This window comes from Flavobacteriales bacterium (genome assembly GCA_030584065.1).
GTDB lineage: Bacteria > Bacteroidota > Bacteroidia > Flavobacteriales_F > PHOS-HE28 > PHOS-HE28.
This window is the reverse complement of sequence record CP129489.1, coordinates 1,243,463-1,257,736: the sequence shown is the minus strand read 5'-3', so window position 1 is coordinate 1,257,736 and position 14,274 is coordinate 1,243,463. Positions and strand designations below refer to the sequence as shown.

The 14,274-nt window shown below is 65.7% G+C and carries 11 protein-coding genes; 3 read left to right on the top strand and 8 right to left on the bottom strand.

Annotated features, from left to right (window positions below; translation table 11 throughout):
* Window positions 1-56: 56 nt before the first annotated feature.
* The 8 genes from QY325_05575 to QY325_05540 all read right to left on the bottom strand — a co-directional run bounded on the left by QY325_05575 (window position 57) and on the right by QY325_05540 (window position 8,499).
* Complete coding sequence (locus QY325_05575) at window positions 57-590, bottom strand: SET domain-containing protein-lysine N-methyltransferase (GenBank protein ID WKZ67392.1); 534 nt, start codon at window positions 588-590, stop codon at window positions 57-59.
* Window positions 591-635: 45 nt separating this feature from the next.
* Window positions 636-1,970, bottom strand: coding sequence for a DUF58 domain-containing protein (locus QY325_05570; GenBank protein ID WKZ67391.1), 1,335 nt, complete (start codon window positions 1,968-1,970; stop codon window positions 636-638).
* Window positions 1,971-2,990 carry a MoxR family ATPase gene (locus QY325_05565; protein WKZ67390.1) on the bottom strand — a complete coding sequence of 340 codons (1,020 nt, stop codon included), beginning with the start codon at window positions 2,988-2,990 and terminating at the stop codon, window positions 1,971-1,973. It lies immediately after the preceding gene.
* Between the two features lie 4 nt (window positions 2,991-2,994).
* Window positions 2,995-4,182 (bottom strand): hypothetical protein, encoded by a 1,188-nt coding sequence (locus QY325_05560; protein WKZ67389.1) that lies wholly within the window; start codon window positions 4,180-4,182, stop codon window positions 2,995-2,997.
* Window positions 4,179-4,916: a DUF4129 domain-containing protein gene (locus QY325_05555; protein ID WKZ67388.1), complete on the bottom strand. Its 738-nt coding sequence runs from the start codon at window positions 4,914-4,916 to the stop codon at window positions 4,179-4,181. The genes QY325_05560 and QY325_05555 overlap by 4 nt, the downstream gene beginning before the upstream one ends.
* Window positions 4,917-4,923: 7 nt before the next feature.
* Window positions 4,924-5,817: a hypothetical protein gene (locus QY325_05550; GenBank protein ID WKZ67387.1), complete on the bottom strand. Its 894-nt coding sequence runs from the start codon at window positions 5,815-5,817 to the stop codon at window positions 4,924-4,926.
* Entirely contained in the window at window positions 5,774-6,754 is a 981-nt protein-coding gene (locus QY325_05545) for a stage II sporulation protein M (protein ID WKZ67386.1), read from the bottom strand. Before QY325_05545 ends, QY325_05550 begins: the two co-directional genes overlap by 44 nt.
* Window positions 6,755-6,879: 125 nt before the next feature.
* Window positions 6,880-8,499, bottom strand: a complete 1,620-nt coding sequence (locus QY325_05540; protein WKZ67385.1) for a PQQ-dependent sugar dehydrogenase — start codon at window positions 8,497-8,499, stop codon at window positions 6,880-6,882.
* A gap of 103 nt (window positions 8,500-8,602) precedes the next feature.
* Here QY325_05540 and QY325_05535 point away from each other — a divergent pair, with 103 nt between their 5' ends.
* The 3 genes from QY325_05535 to QY325_05525 all read left to right on the top strand — a co-directional run bounded on the left by QY325_05535 (window position 8,603) and on the right by QY325_05525 (window position 13,903).
* Window positions 8,603-10,198 (top strand): peptide chain release factor 3, encoded by a 1,596-nt coding sequence (locus tag QY325_05535; GenBank protein WKZ67384.1) that lies wholly within the window; start codon window positions 8,603-8,605, stop codon window positions 10,196-10,198.
* A 169-nt stretch (window positions 10,199-10,367) separates the two neighbouring features.
* Window positions 10,368-11,870, top strand: coding sequence for a DUF5106 domain-containing protein (locus QY325_05530; protein ID WKZ67383.1), 1,503 nt, complete (start codon window positions 10,368-10,370; stop codon window positions 11,868-11,870).
* Between the two features lie 59 nt (window positions 11,871-11,929).
* Window positions 11,930-13,903 (top strand): hypothetical protein, encoded by a 1,974-nt coding sequence (locus QY325_05525; GenBank protein ID WKZ67382.1) that lies wholly within the window; start codon window positions 11,930-11,932, stop codon window positions 13,901-13,903.
* Window positions 13,904-14,274 lie beyond the last annotated feature (371 nt).

Genomic DNA, 14,274 nt, shown 5'->3' with positions numbered 1-14,274 from the left:
AAGTTATCCGGGCGGCCGCAGGTCAAAGGCCGTGCCAACGATCCGGCGGCAACCGCTCAACGGCCCTTGTTCCAGTTGGGATGCTTCTTCATCACCTCGCGCACCTTCTTGCCCTTGAGCATGGTGCCTTGGCATTTGGGCGAACCGCACCTGCACGCCCAGGTGCGGAGCAGCTTGGGCGTATAGGGGACCTCGAAGGCGAAGCCGTAGTCGTAGGTGATCTCCTCGCCGGGCTTGATGGCCCGCAGGGCCTCGATGAAGACGCGGTCCTTGCGCGGATCGGGCCGCTGCTTGTTCTCGCTGTGTACGAAAGCGACGGCGTTGGGCTCGCAGCTGGTGTTGATCCAGCGCGCCACGTTGCCCTGCCGGTTGGCATCGAGCACGTACTTCTTGTTGAGCGTGAAGAGGAAGGTGTGCCCCGAGTCCACATCGCCATGGTATTGCTCGTCGGCTTCCTCGTGCGTGATGAGCTTGCCGACGTATTCGACGATGCGCTCGCCTTTTCGGATGGGCGCTATGGCGAATACCCCGTTGCCGTGGATCTTGGAGCGGCGACGGGCGATCTTCAGGGGCTTGGCGGTCTTGTTCATGCAGGGCCCCGGTGCGAAGGGGCGCGCAAAGAAAGGGGTTGCGCCTCACAACTGCCCGCGGGCCTTGATCTCGAGGTAGCGGTTGATGACGCTGACGGTGAGGTCTTGCGGGCGGCAGAGGATCGCGGGCAGCCCGTGCCGCTCCAGTTCGCGCGCGATGAGGCGCTTCTCGCTCACCATGCGCTCCATGATGGTGCGCACGTACAGCTGCTCGGTGTCCGCTGGCCGTGACCTGATGTCGGCCTCCAGTTCCGTGTTGAGGAAGAAGATGGGCACCACCAGGTGCTGCCGGGACAGGCGCTGCAGGTAGGGCAGCTGGCGCTGCATGGCCTGGGTGCTCTCGTAGTTGGTGAAGAGGAGGAGCAGGCTGCGCTGGTGGAGCCCCCGCCGGAGACCCAGGTAGAGCGCTTCGAAGTCGGTCTCGCGGTGGTCTGTCCGCTGCCCGTAGAGCGCCTGCATGATCGCCTGCATGTGGCCGCGCTGCCTGCCGGGCGGTACCGAATCGTGCGGCTTGTCGCTGAAGGTGATGAGGCCCGCGCGATCCTCCTTGCGCATGGCGATGCTGCTGATCACGAGCGCCGCATTGATGGCGTAGTCGAGCAGGCTCAGGCCATCGAAGGGCATCTTCATCACGCGCCCGATATCGATGAGCGAGACCACCTGCTGCGCCTTCTCGTCCTGGAACTGGTTCACCATGATCCTTCCGCGGCGGGCCGTGGCCTTCCAGTTCAGCGTGCGCCTATCGTCGCCGGGCACGTAGTCCTTGATGCGCTCGAATTCGCTCTGGTGCGCGATACGGCGGATGCGCTTCACCCCCGCGAGGGTGAGCCGGTTGCTGATGGCGAGCAGTTCGTAACGGCGCAGCTGCAGGTAGCTCGGGTACACGGCCACTTCCTTCTCCGCATCGAGGCGGAAGCGGCGCTCCACCAGCCCGATGGGGCTGCTCACCAGGGCATTGATGGCGCCGTAGCGATAGACCCCGCGCGCCAACGGCCGCACCTGGTAGCCGAATTCGCGGACGCCCCATGGATCGATGGCGCCGCTGAAGGCCAGGTCGCGCTTCTGGAACTGATGCGGGAGCTCGTCGAGCACACGCAGGCGCATGGCGATGCCGTAGCCGCTCCGGATGCGGATGGTGACGGGGTTGGTGTCGCCATTGCTCCAGCGTTCCATGGTGATCCGGGAGGCCGTGAGGCCTGAACGGCGGCCGTAGAGCAGGATGAGGTCGGCTAGCGCTGCCGCTGCGAAGCCGAGCAGCGCCAGGCGCATGAACACGAAGAGGGGAGGCCACATCCAGGCGAGCACGAACCCGCACACCAGGGCCCAGCCCACCACGAAGGTGCGGCGCGTGAGGAAGACCGTGCCCGCGATGCGCCTCATCTACCGCGGCACTTCGATCTGGCGCACGAGGAGCTGGATCACCTGATCGGGCGATAGGCCCTCCATCTCACGCTCGGGGGTGAGCTGAATGCGGTGCCGCAGCACATGGGGGGCGATCGCCTGTACATCCTCGGGCGTAACGAAGTCGCGTCCCATGATGGCCGCATTGGCCCGGGCACCGGTGAGGATGGCCAGCGAGGCGCGCGGTGATGCGCCCAGCATGAGGGCCCCGTCGTGCCGGGTGCGATCCACGATGGCCGCGATGTACCGGATCAGCTTCTCCTCGCAGCGCACCTGACGAACGAGGCCCCGGGCGCGCTCCAGCTCCTCGGGTCCGATCACGGGTTGGATGGCATCGGCGCTCAGCAGCTCGCGCCCCTGCTGTGCGCGCAGAAGGATGGCCACCTCCTCCTCGATGCTCGGGTAGTCCACGGTGAGCTTGAAGAAGAAGCGGTCGAGCTGGGCTTCGGGAAGGCGGTAGGTCCCCTCTTGCTCGATCGGGTTCTGCGTGGCCACGATCATGAAGGGCGGTGCCAGCGGGTAGGTGCGGCCGTCCACCGTCACCTGTCGCTCCTCCATGGCCTCGAAGAGGGCGCTCTGCGTCTTGGCGGGAGCGCGATTGATCTCATCAACCAGCACGATGTTGCTGAAGATGGGCCCGGGCCTGAACTCGAATGCCGTGGTGCGCGGATCGAACACGCTGGTGCCGATCAGGTCGCTGGGCATGAGGTCGGGCGTGAATTGCACGCGGGAGAATCCCGTGCGCACGCAGCGGGCCAGCAGCTTGGCGGTGAGCGTCTTGGCCAGGCCCGGGGCCCCTTCGATGAGCACGTGGCCGTCGCTGAGCAGCGCGATGAGCAGCAGGTCGATGGTGCTTTCCTGGCCCACGATCACGCGTCGCACTTCGCTGCGCAGGCGCTCAACGGCCTGTTGCAGCTCGGTGAGCGGAATGGCGGGGCTGAAGCCGGCCTCGGCGGGTGCTGCGGGCGCGGGCAGTTCGGGATGAATGTCCTCGGTCATGGTCTCATGGGATGAGTTGGCGGAAGTCGTGCAGTTCGTTGCTGAGGCGGAGCAGGTCATCCTCGCTGATCCGCGCGGCCTGTTCGCGCCGGGCGATGGCGGTGAGCCGCTGCATCACCTGCTCGGGAGGGAGTCCGGTCTTGGCGGCCAGGTGACGTGCGGTGCCCTCATCGTAGGCGAAGGCGCGCAGGTAGGTGCGGGCGCGCACCTCCTCCTTGAAATGGCCGATCATCTTGCGTGCCAGGTCCGCGTGATCGCCCCGGTGCCAGTAGAGGCGCCCGATGGTCTCCGCGAGCTCCCGGCTGGCATTGCGCAACGGGGTGATGACGGGTATGGCGCGTTGCTGCCGCCGCACGTGCACGAGGATGAAGAGGGCGAGCAGGGCCTGCGCGAGGAACCAGGCCCACCGCAGGGCAGGCTCCTTCAGCACGAACCGGGCTATGGAGCTGCTCTCGGCCCGGCCGCTTTTGCTGTACTCGTCCCACAGCAGCCGGCGGGGTGGCAGCAGGCTCAGCACACCGGCGGCGAACGCGGCGTTGCGGTCCTTGAGCAGGTTGTAGTTGGTGAGCGCGAGCGGGGCGCTGCACAGCACGAACCGGCCGTCGCCCCAGGCCATGTGCAGAAGCACGGGCCGCGAGGCGCCGTCCACGGCCATGACGCGTGTTCGGCTGGTGTCGTAACGCGTGAAATGGGCTCCGGTGAATCCCCGTGAGAAGCGGAAGACCCCAGGGGCCAATCGCGGCTTGCCGATGAACCGGATGTCGCTGGTGTCCTCCTGCATCGAGTGGTCGCGGGCCATGCCCAGCCGCAGCGTGTCCGCCAGTGAACCGGTGATGGCATCAGCGGCGATGAGGACGTGGTCGCCCATGGCCACCAGGTCGAGGAGCTGATCCGCGGCCAGCGCATCGATGTGCAGGCGGTCGTTGAGGAGGACCAGGTTCACGCTGCCATCGTCCGCATCGCCCATGAGCCGGTGCTGGGTGAACTGGACGAGAGGCTCATTCACCGTGCGCACCTCGGGGAAGAGGTCGCGCAGCCGGTCGTGCAGCAGCCTTGCCCCATAGGGCGATCGGTGCTGGCGGGAGAACGTGGGCGTCCAGTCCACGGGCTTGGGTGCCATGGCCTCCAGGATGGCCAATGCGAGGATGAGCAGGCCCAGGCCGAGTAGGAGTCGCTTCTCGAAGGCGTTCATCGGTCTGCTGCCCGTTCGAATTGGAGGAAGGGCCGGCGGATGGTCTCGTAGCGCGCCCTGTCAACCTCGGCATGCCCGTACCATACCCATTGGAAGACCAGCGCGGCCTGCGCGAATCGCGCACGCAGACCGGGGTCCTTGATCTGGGCCATGTAGTCGCGGTCGGTGCGGTCGGGGCTCCAGGTGAGCACGCCTTGGTCCACCAAGGCACGCAGCACCAGCAGGTAATGCAGCCGTATGGCACGCCGGAGGTCCCCGTCGGATTCCGCTTCGGCGATGAGGGTGCGGATGTCCATGCTGCGGATATCCTCATCCACCGCGATGACCTCACCTGCGCTGCGCGGCGCCCCATGGAACACGGCCCGCAGGCCATTGCGCCGCAGGATGATCACCGCGGCCACCAGGATGGCCAGGGCCAGGATGTAGAGCAGGTGCTCTGCGACGAAGCTCCCGGCGCGCGTTCCGAGGAACTCGCGCAGCAGGTGGAAGAGCCAGTCCTTGAAGCGCTCCCAGAAGGTGGGCGTGCGGCGCAGGTCACGGTCGTACTGCAAGGCGGGATCGGCCCTAAGGCGCTCGATCTCCTTCGCATCGAAGGGCCTCAGCTCCGGGGGCTCCAGCGGTGGAGCGGCCTGCCGCGTGCCCTGGGCGCCCTCCGCCGCTCCACGGGTAGGCTGCGCCACGGCCATGGTGCCGGTGAGCAGCAGCCACAACAGGAGCAGGGCCTGGCCGCGCATCCGTCGCTCAGGCCTGGTCGAAGCCTGCGATGCGCTCCTTCAGGCCATGGCCTTCGGTCTCCTCCACGCGGCTGAAGTACTTCAATGCCATGGCCACGGCCACGATGGGGTAGGTCACCATCTGCACGCACCACTGCACAGCCGTGCTCACGGAATTGAAGATGCCCATCCACTCGGGCAGCGCCATGGGGCCGTTCCCGGAAGCGGCCTCGAGCCCCGTATTGATCCCGATAACCATGCCCGCGATGGTGAAGGGAAGCACAACGATATAGTCCAGCATCCATTTGAGCAGGGTAGCCACGATCACCAGGCCCAGCGTGGGCCAGAAGTCACCGGTCACGAGCTGGTTCGACCGGCTCAGTGCACCGCTCCCGCCCGTGCGCTCGATCGCGTGCGCGGCGAGCGCCAGGGAGAGCACGGCCGCCGGATACATGGCGGGCAGGATGCAGAGCATGAAGCCCAGGCCCACGAGCAGGCCCGAGAGGAAACTGGCACCGAAATAGGGGCCCATCTGGCCGAGCCCGCGCTTCACCAGGTCGCCGGTGCCGAGCAGGTGGTGCTCGCCCTGGTGATAGGCCCTGATGTACTCGTGCACCATGGAGACCACCATCATCCACGCCACGAAGAGGATGATCATGCCCGGCACGAGCCCCGCCATGCTCGACCCCAGCAGCGAGAACACCCGGCCCGGGTCGTCGCCAGGCTCCATCTGCAGCTGCTGCAGGCCGGCCATGGCCCCGCCTGAGAGGAATCCTCCTACCAGACCGGCAGGCAGGCCCACCACGCCGATGGCCCGGAACAGCGGTTTCCAGTTCTGGCGGAGGAAGGTGAAGGTCGCGTTGAAGATCTGCCCGAAGTCACGCACCTGGCGCAACTGGACCGGCTCGGCGGCGTTCTGCATGGTAGGGGAGGATGATGAAGTAATGGATGACCCAGGCCAGTGATGCCAGGATGATGGTGATGGCCACCCAAGGCCGCAAGGTGAGGGCATGCCGGGTGACGAAGCTCTCCAGGAAGCCGGCCGCGATGAAGACGGGAAGCAGTCCCATCACCACCTTGAGCCCTGTACGTGCGCCTCGGCGCAGGCTTTCGCCCCGCGTGTAGGTGCCCGGGAACAGCCAGCTGTTGCCGAGCGTAAGGCCCGCTCCGCCCGCAACGACTATGGCCGAGATCTCGAGCGTGCCGTGCACCCAGATGGTGAGCACGCTCTCCGCAAGCACGCCCTGCTCATGGAAGAAGTACTGGAAGGAGCCCAGCATGACGCCATTGTACAGCAGCACCAGCACGGTCCCGAAGCTGGCCAACAGGCCGGCCACGAAGGCAACGAATGAGACCCGGATGTTGTTGGTGGTGATGTGCAGGAACATGCCGCCTTCCTCCATGCTCTCATACACGCCCATGGGCCGCCCCTGCTTGATGTTGTCCAGGGTCATGTCCACATAGTCATCCCCCAGGATGAGCCGGACGAAGGTGTCGTCATGCGCGGCGCTCACTGCGCCGATGAGCACCGCCACGGCGAAAATGGCAAAGGAAAGTGCCAGGTTGCGCCGCGCCTCGGCCAGGGCCTGCGGCACCTCCCGGGCCCAGAAGGAGATGAATCGGCCGCGCGGTGTGCGCTTGTTGCGGTAGATGTGCTGGTGGAGCCGCACGGCCAGTCCGTTCAGGTAGCTCACCACCGCGCTCTTGGGGTAGAAGGTGCGGGCGTAGCTCAGGTCGTCCGTCAGCTGGATGTAGAGGTCGCTCGCCTCGTCGCCGCTGAGCTGTCCCAGCCCGGCGATGGACTGCTCCAGCCGTTGCCACTTCGCCTGGTTCCGCTTGATGAAGGCTGCTTCGCGCATGGGGACTGCAGCGCGAACATAAGGCCCCGCCCCGTGCTCCGTATGACCGCTCATCCTCGGTCACGGCGCTTCAGCAAGAAGCCCCCGCGCCGATGCGCGAGGGCTTCTTGCCAGGTCCGGACGCCTCAGTGCGCCACCGGCACGTTGCGGCGGAGCAGCACGGTGCCATCGGGGCCGAGGAGCCGCACGGTATAGAGGCCCGCAGGAAGCTCCTGCGTGTCCAAGGCGATTGAGCCGCTGTTGAGCGGTGCGGCGGCGCGCACGCGACGCCCTTGCGCATCCAGCAGCTCCGCCGCTGCGCCAGGCGCCCTGATGCCGTCCACCCAGATCACCGCGTCGGCCGGGATCGGACGTACCGTCGCCCCGGACGCATCACCCTCGGCAAGTCCGGTGGTGGTGATCTCGATGATGTTGGAGAAGATCTGGCAGCCGGTCTCCGTATTGGCCAGCACGCGGTAGTCGCCGTTCTCCGTCGGGGTGTAGCTCTGGCCTACGGCGCCGGGGATGGCCGTGCCATTGAGGTACCATTGATACCCGAGCGCGGCCGTGGAGACAAGGCCGTTGCCATCCAGGGCGATGACCGGGGCCGGTGCGGGGCAAGCCTCCTTGATGCGGTAGAGGCGCCCATTGCTGTTGTTGCCGGCGAAGAGCTCGCCGCCGCTGTTCTCACCGATGCAGGAGAAGCCATAGAGGCCGCTGGCCAGGTGCTGGGTGCGCACCCAAGCGCCGAACTCATCGCGGCGCAGGCCATAGAACTGGCCTCCGCAGTAATCGGTGTAGATGTACCGCCCCTCGATGCGCCAGTAGGTGCCTCCGCGGTAGACCCTGCCCCCGATGACGGAGCACCAGCCCTGCTGGCTCTGGATATGGGAGGTGGCCGGTGTCACGTAGGCCGAGGCCGGCTGGCAGCCCCCGGTGTTGTACGTTGCGTTGGCTTCATAGCAGCGCCAGCCGAAGTTGGGGCCGCTGTTGTCGCCGGCGGGCCAGTAGCTCACCTCTTCCACGGCATTCTGACCCACGTCGCCGATCCAGAGATCGCCGGTCTCGGCATCGAAGCCCCAGCGCCAGGGATTGCGCAGCCCGCTCGCCCAGATCTCGGGCAGCACGCTGGTCTGGCCCACGAAGGGGTTGTCGGGCGGCACGGCCCAGCCGGTTTCGCCGCTCACGTCGATGCGGATCATCTTGCCGAGCGGGCTGCTCATGTTCTGCGCCAGGTTCTGCGGATCGCCGCCGCTGCCGCCATCGCCGAAGCCGATGTACAGGTATCCGTCAGGGCCGAATTCGATGTCGCCGCCATTATGGTTGGTGTAGGGCTGCGCTGCCGTGTAAAGGATCTCCTCGCTATCGGGATCGGCCACGTTGGGGTCGGCAGACACGGTGAACCGGGAGATGCGGCTGGTGCCGGACCCGCTGCCGTTGGTGTAGTACACATAGAACCTCCCATTGGTGGAATAGTCCGGGTCGAAGGCGAGACCGAGCAGGCCCTGCTCATTGCCGCTGCTGTTCACCCGGCTGGTGATGTTCAGGAAGGGCGTGGCCAGCAGGGTGTTGTCCGCATCGAGGATGCGGATGGTGCCGCCTTGGAGGGTGAGGAAGAGCCGGTCGTCACCGCAATGGCTGATGTCGGTGATGCGGGTGAGGCCTGTGGCCACCTGCTCCACTTGCAGGGTGATTGGCGTTTCCTGGCCCGTGGCCGATAGGCATAGGCCGAGGGCGCAGGCGGCGGGTATGGTTCGAAGGGTCATTCCTGGGAGGGTTTGCCCAAAACTACCCCAACCGCGGCTTCCGCTCCGCGGCGGCATCGACGAAAACCTAGTTTTGCCGCCTTTATCAACGGAGCGGATCGACATGGCCTTGCAGGACGAGATCGAGCGGCGGCGCACCTTCGCCATCATCAGCCACCCCGACGCCGGCAAGACCACGCTGACGGAGAAATTCCTGCTCTACGGCGGCGCCATCCAGACCGCCGGGGCGGTGAAGAGCAACAAGATCCGCCGGGGTGCGACCAGCGACTTCATGGAGATCGAGCGGCAGCGCGGCATCTCGGTGAGCACCTCGGTCATGACCTTCGAGTACGGCGGCAAGCTCATCAACCTGCTGGATACCCCCGGCCACCGCGACTTCGCCGAGGATACCTACCGGACCCTCACCGCGGTGGACAGCGTGGTGCTGGTGATCGACTGCGTGAAGGGCGTGGAAGCGCAGACCGAGCGTCTCATGGAGGTCTGCCGGATGAGGAGCACACCGGTCATCGTGTTCATCAACAAGCTGGATCTCGAAGGTCGTGACGCCTTCGACCTGCTGGACGAGCTGGAGGAGAAGCTCGCCATCAAGGTCCGCCCCATGAGCTGGCCCGTCGGCATCGGCGCCACCTTCCAGGGCGTGTACGACCTTTACAGCAAGGGCCTGCGGCTCTTCGATCCGGGGAAGACGAAGGTGGAGCAGAGCAGCATCCGGATCAGCGACCTGCAGGACCCCGAGCTCCAGCGGCAGCTGGGAGAAGATGCCGCCCGCCAGCTGCGCGAGGACATCGACCTCGTGGAGGGCGTGTACGATCCCCTGAGCACCGATGCTTACCGCGCAGGGCGCATCGCGCCGGTCTTCTTCGGCAGCGCCTTCAACAACTTCGGCGTGAAGGAGGTGCTCGACGCCTTCGTGGGGATCGCCCCGCCGCCGGGCCCGCGCCATACCGACCATGGGGAGGTGCAGCCCAACGATCCGAAGTTCAGCGGCTTCGTGTTCAAGATCCATGCGAACCTGGATCCCAACCACCGCGACCGCATCGCCTTCCTGCGCGTATGCTCCGGCCGGTTCCAGCGCAACACCTACTACAGGCATGTGCGGCTCGATAAGCAGCTGCGCTTCGCCACCCCCACCAATTTCCTCGCCGCCCAGAAGACCATCGTGGACGAGGCCTGGCCTGGTGACGTCATCGGGCTCTTCGACACGGGCAACTTCAAGATCGGCGACACCCTCACCGAGGGGGCCGGCTTCACCTTCCGCGGCATACCGGCCTTCAGCCCCGAGCTCTTCCGCGAGCTGGTGAACCTGGACCCCATGAAGACCAAGCAGCTGGACAAGGGCATCCGCCAGCTCACCGATGAGGGGGTGGCCCAGCTATTCACCCAGCAGCCCGGCAACAAGAAAGTGGTAGGCTGCGTCGGCGAGCTGCAGTTCGAGGTGATCGCCTATCGGCTGGAGCACGAGTACGGCGCCAAGTGCGCTTTCCAGCAGATCGCAGCGCACAAGGCCTGCTGGATGACCGCCACCGACCCCGCCGCGCTCGACCGGTTCATCCGGGTGAAGGCCCAGCAGATCGTACAGGACAAGGACGGCAACCCCGTGTTCATGGCGCCCAGCGCCTATATGCTCGACCTCGAGCGCCGCAACAATCCGGAGATCACCTTCCACACCACCAGTGAATTCAAGACGGAGACCGCTTGATCGGCCCCTGCGTCCGATCGCCGGCGCACGACGGCAAGCCCGTATTTGCAAGCCTTAACGACCGGGAGGCAACGGGCGCCTCGCGGCCGCGCGTCTCCGGCACGGAAATCGCCGGTCACGCCGGTCGCCCCGTCTACATTTGCCGCGCCTGACGAACAGCATGCCAACCATGATGCACAGAGCCTTCACCGCCCTCACGCTGCTCGCGCTCCTCTCCGCCCCGGCCGCATCGCAGAACACCGGTCCCAAGCGTGTGATCGAGGCGCAGGTGCTAGGGATGGCCAAAGGCGACACCGTCTATCTCGCGAACTATTACGGCAACAAGCTCTACTATGCGGATACAGCCATCGTGGATGCGAAGGCCACCGCGGTGTTCAAGAAGGAGAGCGGCTACGCGGCGGGCGTTTACGCGGTGGTGGTGCCCGGTCCGAAGTACTTCGAGCTGGTGGTGAACGAGCCCGTGATCAAAGTGAGCACGCGCAAAGAGGATCTGCTGCCGGCCCTGCAGGTGAAGCAGAGCCGGGAGAACGAACTCTTCATCGGTTATATCCGCTTCCTGAACGAGCGCCGCCTTGAGGGGGAAGCGCAGAAGGCCCGGCTCGATGCTGCCAAGGACGAAGCCACCCGCACCGAGGTGAAGGCCGCCATGGAGGATCTGGACAAGCGCGTGAAGCAGAACCAGCGCGACCTGGTTTCAGGCAACCCCGGCACCTTGGTGGCCTCCCTGGTGAAGATGAGCATGGCCGTGGAGCTTCCCGAGCCGCGCAAAGCTGACGGAAGCCTGGATAGCGCTGCCGCATACTACCAGTACCGCGAGCATTTCTGGGACAACTTCGACCTGACGGACGACCGAATCGTCCGCGTGCCGGTCTTCGGAAACAAGCTGGAGGAGTACCTCACGAAGGTCATAGCACAGGTGCCCGATACCATCAACCGCCTCGCCGATGCGCTCATCGCCAGGACCGGGAGCTCGAAGGAGACCTTCAAGTACATCGTCCACAACATCACGCACAAGTTCGAGACCAGCGAGATCATGGGCATGGATGCCGTGTTCGTCCACATGGCGCTGACCTACTACTGCCCCAAGCCGGGCCAGGCCTCCCGGGTGGATTGGATGGAGGCGGACAAGCTGGAGAAGCTCTGCGAACGCGCCCGGAAACAGGCGCCCCTCGTGCTGGGACGCAAGGCCCCCTACCTCTGCCTGACCGACAGCACCGAGGAGAAATGGATCAATTTCTACGACCTGAAGGAGGAGTTCGTGGTCATCATCTTCTGGGACCCGCACTGCGGCCATTGCAAGAAGGAACTGCCGGAGATCTACAAGGTGTACAAAGAGAGGCTGAAGCCCATGGGCGTGGAGGTGTATGCCGTGGCAAAGGCCGTGGATGAATCGCTGATGAAGGACTGGAAGAAGTTCATCCGGGAGAACACGCCCGACTGGGTGAACGTGGGCCTCACGAAGAATGTCTTCGAAGAGGCCAAGAAGGACCCGCGGAAGTTCATCCCGCGCCTCACCACCTTGGAGAGCCTCAACTACGCGGACACATACGATGTGTTCAGCACGCCGAAGCTCTTCGTGGTCGATGGCGATCGGCGATTCGTGGGCAAGAGCCTCACGGCCGACCAGATCGCCGATCTGGTGACCCGCCTGCGCGAGCGCAAGGCGAAGTAGGGGCGGGGCTTGAAGCGTATGGGGAGCCGGTTTACCTTGCCCGGGCCAAACCCCAGCCCATGCGCAAACCGCTACTCTGCATCCCGTTCCTGGTCCCTTTCCTGGCCAGCGCCCAGACCGTCCTCTTCAGCGAGGGCTTCGAATCGTCGCCCGCATTCGCCCTCAACACGCCCGATCTCGGATCGGTGAGCGGCGTCTCCAATGCCTGGGTGGTGAACAGCGTGTTCGCCGGAGGCAGCGGCGTGGCGGATTGCCTGGGCATTCCCTTGGATTTCACCATCCCGGCCACCCCGAGCCAGCCAGTGGGGATCGCTGTGCCGAACGGCGCGTATCTCCACACCGTGAGCCTGGTGGCGCAGCAGAATGGCATCCAATGCTGCTCCTTCGGCGCGGCCGACGGCTTCTGCACCGAGCCGGACAACATCTTCGCCCGCATGACCGGCGATGTGAGCACGCTCGGCCAATCCGAGGCATCGCTCCGCTTCTGGTGGCTCTGCCAGGGCGGCGCGCAGAACTATGGCGAGGTGCACTACAGCACAGATGGCGGCCTGACATGGACGCAGGTCACCAGCCCCATCAGCCAGTACCGCAACCAGCCCAACTGGGTGGAGCAGACCATCAGCCTGCCGGCCTTCGGCAACCAGGCCACCCTGCGGTTCGGCTTCCGCTTCCGCAACGCCACATCGCTCTTCGGCGCGGCTGACCCCGGCTTCGCCATCGACGATGTGCGCATCATCGCCAGCACCGCCGTTCCGGCCTCCGTGGCCACCGGCATCGTGCCGGTCTCAGCCTACTGCCAGGGTGCGCAGCTGTCCGTGCCGTACACGGCCACCGGTGCCTTCAATACGGGGAACGTCTTCACCGCGCAGCTCAGCGATGCGGCCGGCGGTTTCGCGGCGCCCATCGCCATCGGCACGGTATCCTCTACGGCATCGGGCACCATCGCCTGCACCATCCCGGCCCTTACGCCGCCGGGCACGGGATATCGCATCCGCGTGGTGGCGAGTGCCCCTGCGACCACGGGCAGCGATAACGGGGTCAACCTCACCATCAGCGCAGCGCCCTTCGCGGGAGCCGATGCGAGCATCACCCTATGCAAGAACACGGGCACCTACGCCCTTCTCGACTACCTGCCCGGTGCCTCGGCCTGCGGCGCATGGACGGGGCCCTTCGGCCAGCCCTTCAGCGGGCAGCTCAACACCTTCAGCGACCTGGGCGGCACCTATACCTACACCACGGACTGCCCTGGTGGCTGCCCGCAGGATGCCGCCACCCTTACCGTGAGCCTGCTCAACCCTGCCAATGCGGGTCAGGATGTGGCCGTCAGCCGCTGCTCCACCGACCCCGCTCCCTCGCTCCCCAGCTTCGTGCAGGGCGGTGACCTCACCGGGATCTTCTTCTACAATGGCCAGCCCACCAATGGGGCCATGCTCACCGCGCCGGGCACCTATGATCTCATCTATGTGGTCTATGGCTCGGGCCCATGCGCCAACGACACGGCCGACTTCACATTCACCGTGAATAGCGCGCCGAACGCCGGGCAGAGCACCACTTACACCATCTGCGCCAATGCGGCGCCGGTGCAGCTCATCACGCTGCTCACTGGTGCGCAGCCCGGTGGCAGCTGGACGGGGCCGTCCGGCATACCATTCAGCGGCATCCTGAACCCGGCGGTGAATGCATCGGGCCTGTACACCTACACCGTGGAGGGCGTGCCTCCCTGTGCGGATGCGCAGGCCTTCGTGGCCGTGGTGGTGGATCCTTGCGCGGGCCTTGAGGAGCAGCGCAATCGCTTCACCGGTGCGCGCTGGCTGGGGCAACAGGGCGCAGAGCACATCCTGGAGATGGGTGCTCCGGTGGCCGGGGTGCAGCTGGTGGATGCCTTGGGTCGCGTCGCGGTTACGGTGAACGGTCCCTTTGCTGCAGGCACGCACCGCATCGCATTGAACGGTCAGCCCACGGGAGTGTACTTCGTGCGTCCGACGGACGGTGCGGCATGGCCGGCTGTGCGCCTGGTGCATGAGGGACGGTGAGTCTGTGCAGAAGTTGTGCATAACCCCGCGTTCTTTCGTTTGCATTCCGGTGAGGTGAGGGGATACGTTCGTGTCACCCAAGTTCTTTGTCGCTCCGCCGCAGGGCGGAGAGCCGGAAGGTGAATGAGGGACGACGCAGGCAGCGCTACGGCGCTCCATACCTGGTAAGAGGTCACGCGAGCGTCCATCACGCGGCGCGCCAGCAGCGCCGGGAGCCGGCACGGCCGGGGCCGAACCGTAAGGGAAGGTCCATGGATGCGAAGGACAATGGGCATGCACCGGGGCCAAGGCCCTGTATGCATGGGAGCGGGGGGCGCCAAAGCGCTCCCCGCTTCGCGTTCAAGCCAGCCTTTCTTTCGCATCAGGCCAGC

Coding starts and splice junctions, on each gene's coding strand:
- QY325_05575 (WKZ67392.1), bottom strand. CDS start 590: ATGAACAAGACCGCCAAGCCCCTGAAGATCGCCCGTCGCCGCTCCAAG.
- QY325_05570 (WKZ67391.1), bottom strand. CDS start 1,970: ATGAGGCGCATCGCGGGCACGGTCTTCCTCACGCGCCGCACCTTCGTG.
- QY325_05565 (WKZ67390.1), bottom strand. CDS start 2,990: ATGACCGAGGACATTCATCCCGAACTGCCCGCGCCCGCAGCACCCGCC.
- QY325_05560 (WKZ67389.1), bottom strand. CDS start 4,182: ATGAACGCCTTCGAGAAGCGACTCCTACTCGGCCTGGGCCTGCTCATC.
- QY325_05555 (WKZ67388.1), bottom strand. CDS start 4,916: ATGCGCGGCCAGGCCCTGCTCCTGTTGTGGCTGCTGCTCACCGGCACC.
- QY325_05550 (WKZ67387.1), bottom strand. CDS start 5,817: ATGCAGAACGCCGCCGAGCCGGTCCAGTTGCGCCAGGTGCGTGACTTC.
- QY325_05545 (WKZ67386.1), bottom strand. CDS start 6,754: ATGCGCGAAGCAGCCTTCATCAAGCGGAACCAGGCGAAGTGGCAACGG.
- QY325_05540 (WKZ67385.1), bottom strand. CDS start 8,499: ATGACCCTTCGAACCATACCCGCCGCCTGCGCCCTCGGCCTATGCCTA.
- QY325_05535 (WKZ67384.1), top strand. CDS start 8,603: ATGGCCTTGCAGGACGAGATCGAGCGGCGGCGCACCTTCGCCATCATC.
- QY325_05530 (WKZ67383.1), top strand. CDS start 10,368: ATGATGCACAGAGCCTTCACCGCCCTCACGCTGCTCGCGCTCCTCTCC.
- QY325_05525 (WKZ67382.1), top strand. CDS start 11,930: ATGCGCAAACCGCTACTCTGCATCCCGTTCCTGGTCCCTTTCCTGGCC.